The organism is Neorhizobium sp. T6_25 (genome assembly GCF_002968555.1).
In the GTDB taxonomy this organism is placed as follows: domain Bacteria; phylum Pseudomonadota; class Alphaproteobacteria; order Rhizobiales; family Rhizobiaceae; genus Neorhizobium.
This window is the reverse complement of sequence record NZ_PVBL01000011.1, coordinates 1-19149: the sequence shown is the minus strand read 5'-3', so window position 1 is coordinate 19149 and position 19149 is coordinate 1. Positions and strand designations below refer to the sequence as shown.

At 62.3% G+C, this 19149-nt stretch carries 13 protein-coding genes; 7 read left to right on the top strand and 6 right to left on the bottom strand.

Translation table 11 applies throughout. The features are described from left to right. Positions 1–68: 68 nt before the first annotated feature. Positions 69–3842, bottom strand: coding sequence for a methionine synthase (metH, locus tag C5L10_RS16415; RefSeq protein WP_105430654.1), 3774 nt, complete (start codon positions 3840–3842; stop codon positions 69–71). A 169-nt stretch (positions 3843–4011) separates the two neighbouring features. On the opposite strand from metH, the gene C5L10_RS16410 reads away from it, so the two are divergent. Both C5L10_RS16410 and C5L10_RS16405 read left to right on the top strand, forming a co-directional pair. Next, the gene (locus C5L10_RS16410) at positions 4012–5268 is read left to right on the top strand and encodes an AGE family epimerase/isomerase (protein ID WP_105430653.1); all 1257 of its coding nucleotides are present in this window, start codon (positions 4012–4014) and stop codon (positions 5266–5268) included. A gap of 96 nt (positions 5269–5364) precedes the next feature. After that, positions 5365–5850, top strand: a complete 486-nt coding sequence (locus C5L10_RS16405) for an MgtC/SapB family protein (RefSeq protein ID WP_046667544.1) — start codon at positions 5365–5367, stop codon at positions 5848–5850. A 26-nt stretch (positions 5851–5876) separates the two neighbouring features. Here the strand turns inward: C5L10_RS16405 and C5L10_RS16400 are convergent, their stop codons facing one another. From C5L10_RS16400 to C5L10_RS16390, 3 genes are all read right to left on the bottom strand, one after another. Continuing rightward, positions 5877–8819 carry a PAS domain-containing protein gene (locus tag C5L10_RS16400; RefSeq protein WP_105430556.1) on the bottom strand — a complete coding sequence of 981 codons (2943 nt, stop codon included), beginning with the start codon at positions 8817–8819 and terminating at the stop codon, positions 5877–5879. 176 nt (positions 8820–8995) lie between these two features. Next, positions 8996–11176, bottom strand: a complete 2181-nt coding sequence (locus C5L10_RS16395; protein WP_105430555.1) for a bifunctional diguanylate cyclase/phosphodiesterase — start codon at positions 11174–11176, stop codon at positions 8996–8998. Between the two features lie 216 nt (positions 11177–11392). After that, entirely contained in the window at positions 11393–12934 is a 1542-nt protein-coding gene (locus C5L10_RS16390) for a UbiD family decarboxylase (RefSeq protein WP_105430554.1), read from the bottom strand. A 158-nt stretch (positions 12935–13092) separates the two neighbouring features. Here C5L10_RS16390 and C5L10_RS16385 point away from each other — a divergent pair, with 158 nt between their 5' ends. From C5L10_RS16385 to C5L10_RS16365, 5 genes are all read left to right on the top strand, one after another. After that, positions 13093–14073, top strand: a complete 981-nt coding sequence (locus tag C5L10_RS16385; protein ID WP_105430553.1) for a tripartite tricarboxylate transporter substrate binding protein — start codon at positions 13093–13095, stop codon at positions 14071–14073. Between the two features lie 251 nt (positions 14074–14324). Next, positions 14325–15842, top strand: a complete 1518-nt coding sequence (locus C5L10_RS16380; RefSeq protein WP_046667539.1) for a PAS domain-containing sensor histidine kinase — start codon at positions 14325–14327, stop codon at positions 15840–15842. Continuing rightward, positions 15829–16449, top strand: coding sequence for a response regulator FixJ (gene fixJ / locus C5L10_RS16375; RefSeq protein ID WP_046667538.1), 621 nt, complete (start codon positions 15829–15831; stop codon positions 16447–16449). The genes C5L10_RS16380 and fixJ overlap by 14 nt, the downstream gene beginning before the upstream one ends. 115 nt (positions 16450–16564) lie before the next feature. Continuing rightward, positions 16565–16915, top strand: coding sequence for a hypothetical protein (locus C5L10_RS16370; RefSeq protein WP_046667537.1), 351 nt, complete (start codon positions 16565–16567; stop codon positions 16913–16915). A 116-nt stretch (positions 16916–17031) separates the two neighbouring features. After that, on the top strand, positions 17032–17682 hold the full coding sequence (locus C5L10_RS16365; protein WP_105430552.1) for a helix-turn-helix domain-containing protein: 651 nt from the start codon (positions 17032–17034) through the stop codon (positions 17680–17682). 174 nt (positions 17683–17856) lie between these two features. Here the strand turns inward: C5L10_RS16365 and C5L10_RS16360 are convergent, their stop codons facing one another. Together C5L10_RS16360 and C5L10_RS16355 are read right to left on the bottom strand one after the other, a co-directional pair. Then, complete coding sequence (locus tag C5L10_RS16360) at positions 17857–18594, bottom strand: copper homeostasis protein CutC (protein WP_105430652.1); 738 nt, start codon at positions 18592–18594, stop codon at positions 17857–17859. A gap of 59 nt (positions 18595–18653) precedes the next feature. After that, the coding region (locus C5L10_RS16355) for an ROK family protein (RefSeq protein WP_172717059.1) at positions 18654–19149 on the bottom strand (496 nt) is incomplete at its 5' end.

Here is a 19149-nt window from a genome sequence, read left to right as displayed (position 1 = left end):
TCCGCAGACGAAAACGGCATCCTCGCGGATGCCGTTTTGCATTTGAGCCGTATCTGGCGGCGGCCTCCTCAGGCCGCGTCGTCGACCGCATCCTGGCCGGACGTCGGCACGTAGTTGAGGACCGGCCCAAGCCAGCGCTCCACTTCCTCGACCGACATTCCCTTGCGCTTGGCATAGTCCTCGACCTGGTCGCGCTCGATCTTGGCGACGCCGAAATAATAGGATGCCGGATGGCCGATATAGAGGCCGGAAACCGACGAGCCGGGCCACATCGCGTAGCTTTCCGTCAAGACGACGCCGGTCGCCTCTTCCGCGTCGAGCAGCCGGAACAGCGTCGCCTTTTCCGTATGGTCGGGCTGTGCCGGATAACCCGGCGCCGGGCGGATGCCGTGATAGGCCTCGGTAATCAGCTCTTCCGCCGAGAACGTCTCGTCGGGCGCATAACCCCAGAATTCCTTGCGGACCTGCTCGTGCATGCATTCGGCGAAGGCTTCCGCGAAGCGGTCGGCAAGCGCCTTGACGAGGATCGAGGAATAATCGTCGTTCGCCCGCTCGAACCGCTCGGCGATCGCCACTTCCTCGATACCGGCCGTGACGACGAAACCGCCGACATAGTCGTTTAGGCCGGTCTCGGCAGGTGCCACGAAATCCGACAGCGCCACGTTCGGGCGACCGTCCCGCTTCGAAAGCTGCTGTCGCAGCGTGAAGAAGGTCGCGAGTTCTTCCGCGCGGCTTTCATCGGCGAAAACGCGGATATCGTCTCCCACCGTATTGGCCGGCCAGAAGCCGATCACCGCCCGTGGCCGGAACCACTTTTCCGCAATGATCTTGTCGAGCATCGCCTGCGCGTCTGCATAAAGCTGGCGTGCCGCCTCGCCCTGCTTTTCGTCCTCGAGGATCGCCGGGAAACGGCCCTTCAGTTCCCATGTCTGGAAGAACGGGGTCCAGTCGATGTATTTCGCCAGTTCCGCCAGATCGTATGTCTCGAACACTTTCGTGCCGGTGAACTGCGGCTTCTTGGGCTGATAGGACGACCAATCGATCTTTTCGGCATTGGCCCGCGCACGCGCGATCGGCAGACGGGTCTTTTCCGCTTCCGAGCGGGCATGGGCCGCAGCCACCTTGGCATATTCCGCCTGAACCGTGCTGATGTAGTTCGGCTTTCCGTCTTCGGACAGAAGCGCGGACACCACGCCAACCGCGCGGCTGGCATCCGTCACGTAGATCGCCTGGCCGCGATTGTAGCGCGGGTGGATCTTGACCGCGGTGTGCACGCGGCTGGTCGTCGCGCCGCCGATCAAGAGCGGAATGTCGAAACCCTGGCGCTCCATTTCCGAAGCCACATGCGCCATCTCGTCGAGCGACGGCGTGATCAGGCCGGAAAGCCCGATGATATCGACCTTTTCGGCAATCGCCGTTTCCAAGATCTTGGTCGCCGGCACCATCACGCCGAGGTCGATGATCTCGTAATTGTTGCAGGCGAGCACGACCCCGACGATGTTCTTGCCGATATCGTGGACGTCGCCCTTGACCGTCGCCATCAGCACCTTGCCGGCGGATTTCTTCTGGTCCCCACCGTTGAGGCGCTTCTCTTCTTCCATATAGGGCAGAAGTACGGCGACGGCCTGCTTCATGACGCGGGCGGATTTCACCACCTGCGGCAGGAACATCTTGCCCGAGCCGAACAGGTCGCCGACCACGTTCATGCCGGCCATCAGCGGGCCCTCGATCACATGCAGAGGCCGCTCCGCATTCTGGCGCGCCTCCTCGGTATCGCCCTCGATGAACTCGTTGATGCCGTTGACGAGCGCATGCGACAGGCGCTTCTCCACTGGCCATTCGCGCCAGGCGAGATCCCTCTCCTTGGCTTCCTTGGCCCCGGTCCCACGATAGCGTTCGGCGATATCGAGCATCCGTTCGGTCGCGTCGTCGCGGCGGTTGAGAACGACGTCCTCGCAGGCCTCGCGCAGGTCCGGATCGATGTTCTCATAGATCGCCAGCTGGCCGGCATTGACGATGCCCATGTCCATGCCCGCCTGGATGGCGTGGTAGAGGAACACGGCATGCATCGCCTCACGCACCGGCTCGTTTCCGCGGAACGAGAAGGAGAGGTTCGAAACGCCGCCCGAAATATGCACGAGCGGCATGCGCTCGCGTATGGTCTTCGTCGCCTGGATGAAGGCGAGACCGTAGCTGTTATGCTCCTCGATGCCGGTCGCGACGGCAAAGATGTTCGGGTCGAAGATGATGTCTTCCGGCGGAAAATCCGCCTCTTCGGTCAAAAGCTTGTAGGCGCGTTCGCAGATCGCCACCTTGCGCTCATAGGTATCGGCTTGGCCCTGTTCGTCGAAGGCCATGACCACGACAGCGGCGCCGTAATTACGCAGCAGCTTGGCCTGGGCGATGAACTTCTCCTCGCCTTCCTTCATCGAGATCGAATTGACGACCGGCTTGCCCTGCACGCATTTCAGGCCCGCTTCCATGATCTCGAACTTGGACGAGTCGAGCATGATCGGCACCCGGGCGATATCCGGCTCTGCAGCGATCAGGTTGACGAATTCGACCATCGCCCGCTGCGAGTCGATCAGGCCCTCGTCCATGTTGATGTCGATGATCGAGGCACCGTTTTCCACCTGCTCGCGGGCGACCACGAGAGCCGCGGTAAAATCGCCCGCCGTGATCAGCTTGCGGAATTTGGCCGAGCCGGTGACGTTGGTGCGCTCGCCGACATTGACGAACGGCAAGTCCTTGGTGAACTCGAAGGGTTCCAGGCCCGCAAGCGACATGAACGGCCGGTGTTCCGGCACTTCGCGCGGCTTGTGCGGCGCGACCGCTTCGGCAATCGCGCGGATATGCTCCGGCGTCGAACCGCAGCAGCCGCCGACGACGTTGACCAACCCCTCGGCCGCAAAGCCTTCGATCTGGCGGGCCATGTCTTCGGGCGATTCGTCGTAACCGCCGAACGAATTCGGCAGACCGGCATTCGGATAGGCGGAGATGAACGTGTCGGCAACGCCCGAGAGTTCCTGCAGGTGCGGCCGCATCGCATCGGCACCGAGCGCGCAGTTCAGCCCGACCGTGAAGGGCTTCGAATGACGGATGGAGGACCAGAAGGCCGACGGCGTCTGGCCCGACAGCGTGCGGCCGGAAAGGTCGGTGATCGTGCCGGAGATCATCACCGGCAGGCGGATGCCCTTCGCCTCGAAACGCTCGGCGCAGGCGAAGATCGCGGCCTTGGCGTTGAGCGTATCGAAGATCGTCTCGATCAGGATGATGTCGGCGCCGCCGTCGATCAGCCCGTCGAGCTGCTCGCCATAGGCAAGCCGCAGGTCGTCGAATGTCACCGCCCGGTAACCGGGATTATTGACGTCGGGAGAAATCGAGGCCGTCCGGTTGGTCGGGCCGATGGCGCCGGCAACGAAACGGCGGCGACCGTCTTCCTTCTGTGCCCTCAACGCCGCCCGCCGGGCCAGCCGCGCGCCGTCACGGTTCAGGTCGTAGACCGCGTTCTCCATCTGATAGTCGGCCTGGGCGATGCGGGTCGAGGAGAACGTATTGGTCTCGATGATATCGGCGCCGGCCTTGGCATAGCGGTAATGGATTTCCTCGACCGCCTGCGGCTGCGAGAGAATCAGAAGGTCGTTGTTGCCCTGCTGGTGGCAGGCGCATCCGGCAAATCGCTCGCCGCGGAAATGGCCTTCGTCGAAACCCAGGCCCTGGATTTCAGTGCCCATCGCACCGTCGAGGATGAGGATTCGCTCACGAGCCGCGGCCTTGAGTGCCGAGAGAATCTCCGCGCCATCGCGCTCGGCGGCTTCGGGACCAAAGAGTTCGTCGAACATGGCACTGCCCTTCATCATTTCCGGATACCTCAATAACCGCATAAAGATATGTTTATGTCAATATATAACCGGTGCGCCGTGCGATATAGAATAGTCGATGACATGAAACCGGCCGGGCGTTATAGGCGTTCTGACCCCAATGCCCCGCCATAGCGATTCCGAGGTTTTCATGAGCGACACCGGTCAGACAGAAGCCAAGTGGGCGAGCCTTCCCTATCATCGTCGCTGGCTCCTAAACGAGGCCGACGGGCTCTTCGATTTTTTCCAGTACCGAGCGATGAACCCAAAGGGTGGTTTCTTCGATCTCGACGACCACGGCACCCCGATCGGCGGCGCCAATCCGACGCGGGGCATCCATGCCTCGGCGCGTATGGTCCATTGTTTCTCGATCGGCTACCTGCTCGGCCGGCCCGGCTCCGGTGATATCATCGACCACGGCATGCGCACGCTCTGGGAGCGCCATCGCGACAGCGAATATGGCGGTTATTTCTGGCAGGTCAACGATCACGGCGCTGCCGATTCCGCCAAGCAGGGTTACGGCCACGCCTTCGTGCTGCTCGCCGCCTCCTCGGCAAAGGTCGCCGGCCATCCTCTCGCCGACCAGATGCTCGCCGACATAAGCGAGGTTCTGGAAACCAGGTTCTGGGAACCGCGCCACGGCGCGATCGCGGAAGAATTCGCCCGCGACTGGTCGCCGATCGACGGCGGCAGCTATCGCGGCCAGAATTCCAACATGCACCTCACCGAAGCGCTGATGGCCGCTTTCGAAGCGACCGGCGAGAAGGCATATCTCGACAAGGCGGAAAGCATCGCCGACCTCGTCATCCGCCGCTCCGCCGGCAGCGTCGGGTTCCGGGTCGCCGAACATTTCGATCCGGAATGGACGATCGACAAGGACTATTATCACCCTGACGAGATGTTCCGCCCGGCCGGCACCACGCCGGGCCATTGGCTGGAATGGTCGCGCCTCCTGCTGCAGCTCTGGACACTCGGGGACAAAAAGCACGGCTGGATGCCGGATGCGGCGAAATCGCTGTTCGTCCAGTCCATGTCACTGGGTTGGGACAAAGAGAAGGGCGGCTTCTTCTACACGCTCGACTGGAACGACAAGCCCGCTAAGACCAACAAGCTGTGGTGGCCGATGTGCGAGGCAGCCGGTGCCGCGCATTTCCTCAACGAGCACCTGCCGGCCGACGATTTCTACGAGGACAGCTACCGGCTGATCTGGGGCACGATCGCCAACGGTTTCATAGATCACAAGAACGGCGGCTGGCACGAGGAACTGACCGAGGACCTCGTCCCGGCCCACACCCTCTTCCCCGGCAAGGGCGATATCTACCATGCCCTGCAGGCCTGCCTAATTCCGCTGTTCCCGGCAAACGGCAGCCTGACGAAGGTCATCGTCGAGGCCGAGGGGCTTATCTGAAGCATGCCACTCAACGGCACCCCGCGGTGACGGAACCATCCATGCCTGCATCAGTTTCCCGTGTCACATAGTTGTAACATCGGGATATGGTGAACCATGCTCAACGTTCTCGCGGAGGAGTTTTCCCACGAGGCGCCCGTTGCGATCGAAGTGCTTCTAGTGAGGCTGGTCGGCGCGGCAATCCTCTGCGGTCTGATCGGCCTGGAACGCGAGTTCCGCAACAATTCCGCCGGCCTGCGCACCAACATGCTGATCGGCCTCGCATCCGCCGTGTTCACCCTCGCCGGCCTGCAGATCATGCATGAATTCGGAAACCGCCCCGATACGGTGCAGATCGACCCGATCCGCCTCATCGAGGCGGTGACAGCCGGGATCGCTTTTCTCGCGGCTGGCGTCGTCTTCCAGATGCGCGGCGATGTGAAGGGCCTGACCACCGGCGCCAGCATGTGGCTGTCTGGCGCGATCGGCCTTTGCGTCGGCCTCGGCATGTGGATTGTCGCGGTGACGGCGACCGGCGCCGGCATCGTCATCCTCTGGCTGCTGCGCAAGACCGAAGTGGCCGCCGGCATGAAAGACGAATAGCGGCAGGGCGTCAGAGATTAAACGGATCAGCCGCCCGAGCGCGGCGCCACCATTGCCCGGATGCGGGCCGTCAGCAGTTCGTAGTCGTAAGGCTTGGTAATCAGCGCGGTATTGCCGAGCGTCTCCGATCCCGGAACGTTGCGGTCGCCGGTCGCGAAGATTACCGGCAGATCGGCCAGCGTTTCGCGCAATTTCAAGGCGAGCTGCAATCCGCTCATTTCAGGCAGATGGACGTCGGTGACGAGAATGTCGACGCGATCGCTACCGGCCGCGGCAAGCGCTTCGGCAGCCGATCCGGCTTCGATCACGGTCATGCCCGCATCCTGCAGGAAATCGGCCGTCGAGATGCGGATCAGCGCCTCGTCCTCCACCAGCAGAACGGAGATCGGCAGATCCGGCGCCGATGGTTGTTCGCCGGCAGCTTTGGCCGAAGCTGTCGCGGCCAAACCTGTCTCGGAAGGACTTTCCGGCAAGCGCGGCTGTGGAGCCTGCCGATTCTGATCGATCACCTGGCGGATTTTTCGGGCGAGCGCCTCTCGCGTATAGGGCTTGCTCAGGAGATTGACGCCCGGGTCGAGCCGGCCGCCGTGGACGATCGAATTTTCGGTGTAGCCCGAGGTGAAAAGCACGCCGAGATGCGGCAGCCGCTCCTTGGCCCTTTTGGCAAGATCGCGGCTCTTCAGCCGACCGGGCATCACCACGTCCGTGAACAGACAGTCGATCGGCACGCCGCTTTCGATGATCGCAAGCCCGCTGTCGGCGTCCTTGGCCCGCAGGACCCGGTACCCCAGTTCGGCAAGCAGGCTGACCGTGATTTCCCGCACCGCTTCGTCGTCCTCGACGACCAGGATCGTCTCGTTTCCACCGAGGGCAGCGCCACCGGTATTTTCAGCGACCACATCCTCGTCCTCCATCGATCGCGGAAGATATATCCGCACCGTGGTGCCGTTTCCCGGCTCGCTGTAGATCCGGATATGGCCGCCAGACTGCTTGACGAAACCGTAGACCATCGACAGGCCGAGCCCCGTCCCCTTGCCCTCCGGCTTGGTGGTGAAGAAGGGGTCGAAGACCTTGGCGAGAATGTCGGCCGTCATGCCCGTACCGGTATCGGTGACCGCGAGCATCACGTATTGGCCGGCCTCGATGTCGAACGTGCGGCTCGCATATTCGTCGTCGAGGTAGGCATTGCCGAGTTCGATCGTCAGCTTGCCCTGCCCGTTCATCGCATCGCGCGCGTTGATCGCGAGGTTGAGGAGCGCATTCTCGACATTGCTCGGATCGACAAGGGTGTTCCACAGCCCGCCGCCGACGATCGTGTCGATCTCGATCGCTTCGCCGAGGCTGCGCCTCAGGAGATGGTCCATCTCGCGGATCAGGCGGCTCAGATTGATTACCTTCGGCGAAAGCGGCTGGCGCCGGCCGAAGGCGAGAAGCTGCGAGGCAAGCCGGGCGCCGCGCGAAGCCCCTGCAAGCGCGCTGTTCAACCGCCTTTCGGCCACTTCGTTGCCCGCAAATTCCCGGCCGAGAAGCTGAAGATTGCCGGTGATCACCTGCAGGAGATTGTTGAAATCGTGGGCGATGCCCCCTGCGAGATTGCCGATCGCCTCCATCTTCTGGCTCTGGCGAAGCACTTCCTGCGTCCGCTCGAGCTCGATCGTTCTTTCCTCGACGCGGTGGCCGAGGGTTTCCGCGAGGCTCGAAAGCTCCGATTCTGTCTTCTTCTGCTCGTCGATATCGGTATTGGTGGCAACCCAGAGGGTGATCTCGCCCTCGGCATTCTTGATCGGCACCGCGCGGCTGATGAACCAGCGATAGACGCCGTCGTGGCGCCGGAGGCGGATTTCCGTCTCCAGCCGGCTTCCGGTGCGCAAGGCCTCGCCCCAGGCGGCGGCAATCCGGGGCGAATCATCCGGATGGAGCATCTCGGAGCGCCGCTCCTTGTCGAAATAGAAGGATTCCAGGCCGCTATAGGTGAAGATCTGGTCGTTGCACCATTGCATCCGGCCATCCGGCGTCGCCGTCCACACATGTGTCGGCAAGGACTGGGCAAGCGTCCTGAAACGGTCCTCGTTTTCGCGGGCCGCCTCCTGCGCACGGCGAAGCTCCGTAACGTCCTGGCCCTGCACGAAAATGCCGCTGACCATCCCGTCGTGATCGCGGATCGGCTGATAGACGAAATCGAGAAAGCGTTCTTCCGGCTCAGCGCTTTCGGGGGACCGGAAAACGACGCGCGCGCCATAGGCGCTATAGGGCGTGCCGGTCCGGTAGACCTCGTCGAGCAGCTCGTAGACACCCTGGCTGGCGACATCCGGCAGAGCCTCGCGCACCGTCTTGCCGATGAGGTCCTCGCGGCCGACGATCGCCCGGTACGACCTGTTGACGATCGAGAAAACATGCTCCGGGCCGCGCAGCACGGCCATGAAGCCGGGCGCCTGCTCGAACAGCATGCGCAGATATTCCCGTTCCTCGCCGAGCACGGCATTCTGCCCCTGGACCGCATCGGCACGGCGCATCAGATCCGTATGCACCTTGAGGACGCCGTCGCCCGCAGACCGGCTGCGCAATAGGTGAAGTTCGGTCACGTCCACCGTATGCTGCAGAATGAAGATCAGCCGCCCCGCCTCGTCCTTGATCGGCGTATGGGTTGCGCTCCAGTAACGATCCTCAAGCTCTCCATCGGGACCTGGGATCGGATAGGGCATGAGCGGCAGGTGATCCACCTCAGCGGTGGAAAGGACCCTGGCGAAGGACTGGCGCAGCAGCCGGCCCGGGACAGAACCCGGTTCGCTTGGAAACGCGTCGAACATGGTGCGGCCGACAAGCTCTTCACGGCTGCGCCCCGTCACCGCCAGATAAGCGTCGTTCATTCCGACAAGCCGCAATTCCCGGTCGAGTATGACATAGGGATTGGGTGAGAGATTAAACAACTGATTCAGATCGATTTCGGAAAGCTCCGTCAGTCTGAACATGCGCCGTCCCTGATGCCAATGCACCACAGGTTATAGGGCTTCCGCTAATATTGACAATTGAAATCAAGCGGGTTCGGGAAATCTCCCACGGGATTATCGCGATACGCCGAAAGACATCTAACGCCCCGATTTTGCTCGCGGTTCCGGCACCGACCTGTACGGATCAAGGCGGATTACTAGATCCGGATCCGCTGCCTTTCCACCGGTTGGACGAAAAGCCGGGCGACCTCGTCGGCTGGCATCGCCTTGCCGTAACGATAGCCCTGCCCCGCCTCGCAGCCCATCAGGCGAAGCGCCGTCTCCTGCTCCTCGGTCTCGATGCCTTCGGCGATCGTCTTCAACCCCAGTTCCCTGCTGAGCGCGATCAGCGCCCGGGTAATAGCGGCATCGCGCGGCTTGGTCAGGAGATCGCGCACGAACCCCATGTCGATCTTGAGCGTCGTCAGCGGATAGCGCTGCAGCGAACCGAGCGAAGCATAACCCGTACCGAAATCGTCGAAGGCGATGCCGACGCCGAGCTCACGCAATGCCTGGATCGATTCGAGCGACTGGTCGTCGTCGTTGAGCGTGACCGTTTCGGTGATCTCAATCTCGAGGAAACGCGGATCGAGCGCGTAGCGTTCAATCAGATCGACGACGCTGCGCGCCAGATCGCCGGCCCGGACCTGCGCCGGAAACAGGTTGATGCCCATCTTGATCGGCGGGTAGCCGGCCGCATCCCAAGCGGCCATCTGGCGGCCTGCCTCGTCCAGCACCCAGAACCCCACGTCGAGAGCAAGCGAGCTCTGCTCCAGAGCCGGGAGAAAGGCCGCCGGCGACAGGAGCCCGCGCTCCGGATGCTGCCAACGAATAAGCGCCTCGACGCCGAATACCTCGCCGGTATCGAGCGTCACCTGCGGCTGGTAGTGCAGCACCAACTCGTTCTTGTTCAGCGCCCGCAGCAATTCGTCCCGCAGCATTCGCTTTGCCAGGGTTTCGTTGCGCATCGACTGTTCGAACATGCGCACGACGCGGCCGCCGGCCTGCTTGGCCCGGTAGAGCGCGAAGTCGGCACTGGCAATGAGCTCCTCGGAATCGGAACCATGGTTCGGCGCAAGCGAAAAGCCGACGCTCGCCCCGATGCGGAACGTGTGCCCGGCAACCTCGAACGGTATCTTGAAAGCTTCGATGACCGCATTTGCGGTTTTCTGGGCGACGAGAGGATCCCCGGTTCCGGGAATGAGAATGGCAAACTCGTCGCCGCCGAACCGGGAAACAGTGACGTTACGGTCGAGGACGGCCGGCAATCTGACACCGATCGCCTGCAGCAGCGAATCGCCGATGCCGTGTCCCAGCCGATCGTTGACGTCCTTGAAGCCGTCGAGATCGAAGAGCAGCACGGCGAGCGGCCGGTTGCGCGCCAGTTCCTCGCGCAGAAGATCCTCGAAACGGTGCCGATTGCACAAGCCGGTGAGCGTATCCTGGCTTGCCAGCCTCAGGAGCCGGACGTCGCGGTCGCGGCGTTCCGATATGTCCTTGATGATGGCGCCCACACCGACGCCGCGCTGATCGTGCCAGATCGAAAGCGCCATCTCGATCGGAAACTCCGTGCCATCCTTGCGGCATGCCGAAATCTCGACGGTCTTGCCCTTGAGCATGGAACTGCCGCCCGCGGCCACGCGCGCGAGACCGGCGTTGTGAGCGGCGCGGAAGCGTTCGGGCACGATCAGGTCGAGCGAGCCGCCGACCATCTCCTCCCGGCTGAAACCGAACATGTCGAGCGCCGCCTGGTTGACGAACTCGACCCGGCCGGTGGGATCGACGGTGATCAGCGAGAGATCGGTGGCATCCGCGAAGTTGGCAGCCGTCGCCTGCGGTATGCCCTCGCGACGCAATTCCATGTGCTCCATGACCATGGCGGCAAGGCCGGCGAGCGTTCGCCTTTCCCGCTCGGAGAAACTTTCTCGCACATGCGTATCGGCGATGCACAGCGCTCCGAGCCGGAAACCGTCCGGCGAGATCAGCGGCGCACCGGCATAAAACCGGATGAAGGGTTCGCCGGAGACGATTGGCAGGCCGGAGAACCGCGCATCCAGTCGCGCATCGGAGACGACAAGGACATCGTCCGTGCGGATCGTGTGATCACAAAAGGTTTCGGATCGGTGGGTCTCTTCGATATCGAGACCCGAACAAGCCTTGAACCATTGCCGATCCTCTTCGATCAGCGTCACGAAAGCCATTCGCGTGGAAAAAAGCTCAGAGGCAAAACGGCAGATTCGGTCGAAACGGTTTTCAGGCCCGGAGCCCGCGATGCGGTAGTTCGCCAGAGCGTCAAGCCGTCTGCGCTCCGCAATATCGATGCTGTCGGCGTAAGACATCTCTGCTCCAGAGGAGGGCGGTAGTAGGACTACCATAGAAATCCATCCATTAGAGAAAGCATAACGGGGCGCCCCCAAGAAATGAATGGTGTTTGGGAGGGGGCTCACCCGTTTAGCGGGATGGAAGAGAGCTTTCTCGACTTAAAATGAAAAACCTCCCGGATTTACACCCGGAAGGCTGCTTCTGTAAGGCACAATGTCCCGAAATGGATCATCCTATCGGGGAAGATAGTAACGGCCGCGCTCGTCGCGCTCCAGTCCCTTGGAGCGGAAGGTGTCGAGTTCGCGGACGACCTCGCGGCCATCGCGGCTGCCGACGGCGGCCATCAACTCCTCGAAATGTTTGGCGCCATCCTTCAAAGCCGCTTCGAGCGAGGGAAACCGCTTGCCGGGATAGGACGGAGCCTGCGGCGTGACGAGCTCCCAGCTCTGGGCATGCTGCATCGGCCAGGTCAGGTCGTAGCCGGCCTTGGCGCCGGAGCGGGAGCCGTGAAGCGACGGATCGAGCGGCGACAGCCGGACGCCGGTGGCGATCACCAGATCCCGGTCGGCCTGGAAGCGGGTACCGAACGCCCATTCCATCTGGCTGTCGTCGAAGATGTCGATATCCGGATCGACGACGAAGACGTTCTTGACGCCGACGGCGCCGAGAACAGCATAGAGTGCCGAGCGCGCCTCGCCGGGATAGGTCTGGCGGATGGAGAAGCGCATGCTCATCGAGCCGCCGGCCGCGACCGGCGCATAGACGGCGACCGGCTGGCGCACGACGTCGCGGAGCGTCTTCCAGACGTTCATCTCCATGCGCAGCGCTTCGAGGTTGGAAGTATCGGTGAAGTCCATGCGATTGCCGCTGATTGTCGCGGTCTGGAAGAGCGCGTCCCTGCGGTGGGTGATGGCGGTGACATGGAAGACCGGATTGGTCTTCACGACGCCGTAGTAGCCGAGATATTCGCCGTAGGGCCCTTCCTTCTCCACGTAACCGCGCTCGTCGAAATAGCCTTCGATGACCATTTCCGCGTCGGCCGGGACCATGATGTCGCTGGTCACGCATTTGACGACCGGCAGCGGCGCCCCGCGCAGGGAGGAGATCAGCTCCAGTTCGTCGACCGGCTCCTTCATGGTGGCCGACACCATGTCGATCGGATGGCAGCCGACCACATAGGCAACGTTCAGCCGCTCGCCCCGCTCGGAAGCGGCCATGTACATGACGCGCAGGTCGCTCGGCGCAATCAGGTCGACGCCCGCTTCCTTTGGGCCGCGCAGCATCAGCCGGCGCATGCCGCAATTGTAGCGGCCGTCCTTCGGGTCGATCGTATAGTCGATCGTCGCGGAAATGTAGGGCGCGCCATCGAGCGCGTGCTGCACGTGGACCGGCAGCTTGAGGAGGTCGGCGTCAGTGCCGGGCAGCACGACCTGCTGCACGGGCGCCTCGTCCCGGGAGAGCTTCACCAGTTCCGGCTTCAACGACAGGCGGCGGCGCATCTCGAGCGCCACGTCCCCGGCGGGCACGCCGAAAGCCTTTGCGAGACGCGAACGGCTGCCGACCACGTTGCCGATCAGCTGCTGGCCTTCGGGACCTGCATTTTTGAACCAGACGGCCTTCGGGTTGTTTTGAAGGATCGCCGCGACATCGGCCAGATCGACCTTCTCCTCGCGGATCTCGAGTTCGTCGGCGCTCAGGCTCTCGACGAAATTCTTCAACCGGAAACGGTCGAGATCAAGCGCGGCGGCGGATTGAGTTGTCGTATTGGCGGTCATTCTTCCTCTCCCGAAAACGCGTTTCTGCGTAGGACGGTTTTTAGCCAGAACAGTTGATTAAATCAAATATAATTATACAATGTTGTATCAGGTCGCATCGGGGAGGTGTGATCGGCCAGCGTCGACTGCAAGACCAGGTCATCCATGGGAGGGAATTCATGCAGACTATCACGCGTCGTTTCGTGCTTGCCGCATCGGTCGCCGTTGCCGGCAGCGCCCTCGGGCTTTCGCCGGCCGCGGCCCAGGCGAATTATCCAAATCAGACCATCAGCATGATCTGCGCGTTCCCGGCCGGCAGCGGCGCCGACGTCATCGTCCGCTTTTTCGCCGAGAAGATCGCGAAGGTCTCAGGCGCCACCATCATCGTCGAAAACAAGCCCGGCGCCGGCGGCAACATTGCCGGACAGTACGTCACGCGCTCCAAGCCGGACGGCTACACGATCTTCTTCCACACCGGCAGCGCCGTTGCCGGCAACATGCACATGTTCAAGACGCCGCCCTTCGACGTGGTGAAGGACCTGCAGGTCGCGGCCACCGTCAACAAGCAGCCGCACATGATCGCCGTTCCGGTATCGAGCCCGATCAAGACCATGAAGGAGCTGACCGAATACCTGAAGAAGGAAGGCTCGAACGCGAGCTATGCCGTCAACAACACGTCGGGCAAGGTGCTGGCAGCCATCTACAAACAGGAAGCCGGCCTCGAAACGGTCGAGGTCGCCTATAAGAGCAGCGCCGATTCCATGAACGACATCATGAGTGGCGCCATGGCCTTTGCCGCCCAGGATCCGGTCTTCTCCCTGTCGCAGCTGCGCGAGGGCCGCTACCGCCTGCTGGCAGTCAGCTCCGCCAAGCGGATTCCCGGCGCTCCCGACGTTCCGACCATGACCGAAGCCGGTTATCCGATGGACCAGGTCGGTTGGTTCGCGATGATGGTTCCCTCGGCGACCCCGAAGGATATCGTCAGCAAGATCAATGGTTGGACCAGGCAGGTCCTCGGCCAGGACGAGGTCAGGAAGTTCGTGACCGACCAGGGCGGCGACGTGTTTGTCTCGACGCCGGAAGAAGGCCAGGAATACCTCAAGAAGGAGGTCGCGGCCTGGGCCGGCTACGTCAAGGTCGCCAATATCCCGCAGCAGTGAACCCTTTGGCCCAGCGGTTCGTTGCATTGGCGGAAGCGGCGCGCCGTCGCCGCTTCATTCGTGGCGGCACCCGGCCGCACGTCGACATAAATAAACGCGCAAAAGTATATGCTTTTTAAGCTACAACCGCTTCCGCCGTTGGACGCCGCATCCGCGCTCATGCTAGAACGAATTCAGGGATAGGCTGTCAGGTTTCAAATGCACAACGGAATGGCGCTCCTCCTCCAGACGATCGGATTCGGTTAGGCATCATGGCTTCCAAGACGATCGCCGAAAAGAAGGATGACTATATTCAGTCTTTCTTGAGCCGTCGGTTTTCCCCCGCCGAGGTTTATGTCATTGCGACCGTCGGCGTGCTGATCGCGTTCGGGCTGCGCATTTCGCTGCATGGCGTCCTCGACGAAAGGGCACCTTTCACGTTCTTCATTCCGCCGATCCTGGTCGCCGCCCTTATCGGTGGCCTGCGGGCCTCGCTTTTCGCGGTGGCCCTTTCCGTTCTGGCAGGCTACATCATCAAGGAGTTGACGCCGCGGGGAGCCGTTTTTTCGGAAATGGCCATGCTCAGCTTCATTGGCGTGGTGATCGCGCTGCTCGGCGAAATCCTTCACTCCGCCCGCAAGGCGATCGGAAAAGCCCAGGCGAGGGCTGATTCCCGCGAAGCCCATCTTCGCTCCGTCCTCGACACCGTTCTCGATGCCAGCATCGTCAGCACAAGGGACGGGACGATCGTCTCCTTCAACGCCGCTGCAATCCGCCAGTTCGGCTACAGCGAAGAAGAGGTGGTCGGCCAGAACCTGCGCATGCTGATGCCGGAACCCTATCACCGCGAACACGACGGCTACATGGAAAGGTATCTGAGGACCGGCGAGAAGCGGATCATCGGCATGGACCGCGTGGTCGTCGGGCGACGCAAGGACGGCTCGACCTTCCCGATGAAGCTTGCTGTCGGCGAGACCCATACCGGCGGGGAAACCTTCTTCACCGGCTTCGTGCGCGACCTGACCGAACGCGAGGAATCGGCTGCACGCCTGCAGGAGATCCAGGGAGAACTCGCCCGGCTCGCCCGCCTCAATGAAATGGGTGAAATGGCATCCACCCTCGCCCACGAACTGAACCAGCCCCTCTCGGCGATCGCCAACTATGTGCATGGTTGCGCACGCCTTCTGCGCGACATGGACGAAGCCGTGGCAGTGCGCATGCGCGAAGCGTTGGAAGAGACGGCGAACCAGTCGCTCCGGGCCGGCCGAATCATCAAGCATCTCCGGGAATTCGTGACCAAGGGCGAGACGGAAAAGGCGCCGGAGAATATCCGCCGCCTGGTCGAAGAAGCCGGCGCTCTGGCGCTGGTCGGCTCGCGCGAAAAAGGTGTCCGGACGGTATTCGAATTCGCGCAGGGTCCGGAAATGGTCACCGTCGACCGCATCCAGGTCCAGCAGGTGCTCACCAACCTGATGCGCAACGCCATCGAGGCGATGCGCGACAGCCAGCGGCGGGAACTGGTCATCCGCACCCTCCAGGAGGACGAAGACATGATCCAGGTGATCGTCCAGGATACCGGCCCCGGCATTCCCGAAGAGATCGCCGGGCAACTTTTCAAACCCTTTGTCACCACCAAGGCCGGCGGCATGGGAATAGGGCTTTCGATTTCCAAGCGCATCGTCGAAGCGCATGGCGGCGAGATGACGGTGACGCGCAATGAGGCCGGAGGAGCGACGTTCCGTTTCACACTCCCGATCGACAAGGAGGAACGCGAGAATGCAGACGGGTGACTACACGATCCATATCGTCGACGACGAGGAGCCGGTCAGAAAGTCCCTTGCCTTCATGCTGACCATGAACGGTTTTGCCGTGCGCATGCATGAAACCGCCTCGTCCTTCCTGCAGTTCGCGCCGAGCGTGCGAAACGGCGTTCTGGTCACCGACCTCAGGATGCCGGACATGACCGGCGTCGAACTGATCCGCAAGCTGACAACCAGCCGGACCGGCATTCCTTCGATCGTCATCACCGGCCACGGCGACGTGCCGATGGCGGTGGAGGCGATGAAGGCAGGCGCCGTCGACTTCATCGAAAAACCGTTCGGCGACACGGTCATCATCGAAGCGATCCAGCGGGCGGCCGAGCTGCTGTCGGATAAAATGCTCGATACGGACGACCTGGCCGAGGTTCAGACGCGGCTTGAAAGCCTGAGTGACCGGGAGAGGCAGGTGCTGGCGGCCGTGGTTGCCGGTCTGCCGAACAAGTCGATCGCCTACGATCTCGACATAAGCCCCCGCACCGTCGAGGTGCATCGCGCCAACGTCATGGCAAAGATGAAGGCGAAAAGCCTGCCGCAACTCGTTCGCATGGCGATCGCCGCCGGTTTCGGTCCCAATTGAACGGCGCAAAAATATTGGAATTTCTTGATCTATCGCAAAGCGCCACTCCCCACGCAGGCCCTAGATGTCTGATTTGAGCGGCTCTCCGGCTGCCCCCACCCGCGCGGGAAGTTTGGTGTTATCACAAGCGAGAAGCATAGTCGTCATCGCGCCCGATCTCGGTCTCAGGCAGTCGTTGACATTCGCACTCGAGGTAGAGGGCTACCGCGTCGAGGCGCATGAATCCTGGCGCAAGAGCAACGTTGTCCTTGGCCCGACGCTTTGCATGATCATCGACGACCAGGTACTGCGCTCTTCGAGCGACACCCTGCAGCGCCTGCGCCAGTCGGGTCAAGCAGTGATCCTGCTCACCGACGGCATGTCCCCACCCATCGAAGGCGAACTCGGCCGGGTCCTAAGCCTTGCCAAGCCGTTCAACGGCGCCGATCTCCTGGGGCTAGTCAAGAACCTTGCGCTCACGGCCTGAGCCGGTTCGAAGCTGTCGCCAGCCCGCCCCTACGTAAATCCCCCTAGTGATACAACCCAATTTTTCCCCTGCACGTCTTCTGTCATCTTCAAACTACAGCAAGGGGAGACGTGAAGATGCACACCGCAGCCGCTCATGCCACGAAGTTGGAGCTCACCAAGAGCCAGATCGTGATCGCACCCCAGGCCGCGGGTCTCTTCCGGGCCAATTCTGTGACGACCTTCAATGCCGGTGCCGAAATCTACGCCCCCGGCGACAAGGCAGGTACGTTCTATCACGTCGAATTCGGCGCCGTGCGGATCCACCGCCTCTTGTCGGACGGAAGAAGGCAGGTCATCGCCTTCCATCTGGCCGGGGAAACCTTCGGGTTCGAGGCTGACCGGACCCATAGTTTCTTCGCCGAAGCAATCGCGCCGACGGGCTTGCGCGCCATCAACCGGGCCGCCAACGACCAGGCCTTGCCGGAACTGCTTTCTCTGGCGCTGCGCGGCATGCTGCGCGCCCAGGAACATATCATGATGATCGGCCGCCAGACGGCGGTGGAACGGATCGCCGGCTTCCTCGTCGACATGGCGGAACGCCAGGGCGGGCTCGAATATTTCGACATACCCATGACCCGGCTTGATATAGCCGACTATTTAGGCCTGACGATCGAAACGGTGTCGCGCGTTTTCGCAAAACTCCGGACGGCCGGCCTTATCAAACTGCGGAGCATTCGTTGCATCGAAATCAAGAAGCACGAAGCACTCCGCAGCCTCTGCGCATGACAGTGAATGAAAGTGCATAGCAGTGCATGAGCGGACGGTGGCGGCCGTCCGCTGACCATGGAAGTGCATATCTCCTCAATTTCGTAACATCCTCCCTCACTGCTGAGCGGCAGGTCGTCGTCCCCCGGCGGCCTGCCGCAAAGTCGTGCCTGCCGACCGGCAGACACCTGAGCGTCAGTCCCGCGCCACTTCCAATTCATCCAGCAAACCGCGCATCTGCCGAACGATCTCGCTGCTCGTCTCGTGGGAAACAGGCCCCTGGAAACCGAAGGCAATGGCGCGCTCGTCCTTGCTTCCGACGGGCCGGCGGCAGGAGCTGTGGACCTCGTGCACGCCGGTTTCGCGCACCACCCGTTCGACGGTCGCGAGATTGATGCCGCCGCCGGGCATGATCGACATCCTGTCCCCCGCCCGCTCCACCAGCATCTTCAACATCTCGATCCCATCCGGCCCGCTGACCTTGAGGCCGGAGGTCAGGATGCGCTCGACACCGAGCGCGACCGCCTGTTCCAGGGCTTCAAACGGATCCGGCACCAGATCGAAGGCGCGGTGAAGCGTCACCCCGAGGCCTTGTGAATGCGCCATCAGCCGCTTGAGAAAGCCCATGTCGAGCACCATGTCCGGTCGGCTCGCGCCGATCACCACGCCTGCAAGGCCCGCCGCCCGCACCGCATCGATATCCGCCATCATCGCCGCCTCGTTGTCGGCGTCGTAGACGAAGCTGCCGGCGCGGGGCCGGATGATCGCATAGACCGGGATCGGCGCCTTGGCGGCAAGCGCGATCATGCCCGGCGGCGGCGTCAGCCCGCCGACATCGAGTGCCGCGCAGAGTTCGATGCGGTTTGCGCCGCCGGCGATGGCTGCCGCCAGACCTTCGGGACTATCGACGCAGACTTCAAGCAGGATGGACAGGATCAGTCTCCTTGATGACCGGCACTCTCGTGTAATAGCAGGCGCCGCTGAAAAGCGCTTTAATGACCTTGAACGGCACTCTCGCGACCGTAGCCGGCGCTTTGATGGCCGAGCACCGCGGCACCGACCAGCCCGCCATCCTCCTGACGGAGCGCTGGTGTCACCAGCGGGTGATCGAAACGGTTGAGGATACGCTTGCGCACTGCCCGGTCCAGCGCATCGATGAGCGGCGTGACCGAGGCAAGCCCGCCGCCGACCGGCACGATCGAGGCCCCGGTGACATTGACCGACAGCGCCAGCGGATCGGCGATCAGTTCGAGATAGACGGCGACGGTCCTTGCCGCCTTCGCTTCGTCCGCCTGCCAATCATCGAGGATTCGATAACTCGTCTCTTCGCAGCCATGCAAGAAATGATGCAGCCGCTCGATGCCGCGCGCCCCGCCGATCGTGTCGACGCAGCCGGACTGGCCGCAGCCGCAGGAAAAGCGCGGGATATTCAGCGTCTCGCCGTCGATCTCGACCGTAGCGTTGAGGATCGGGCCGTGACCCCACTCC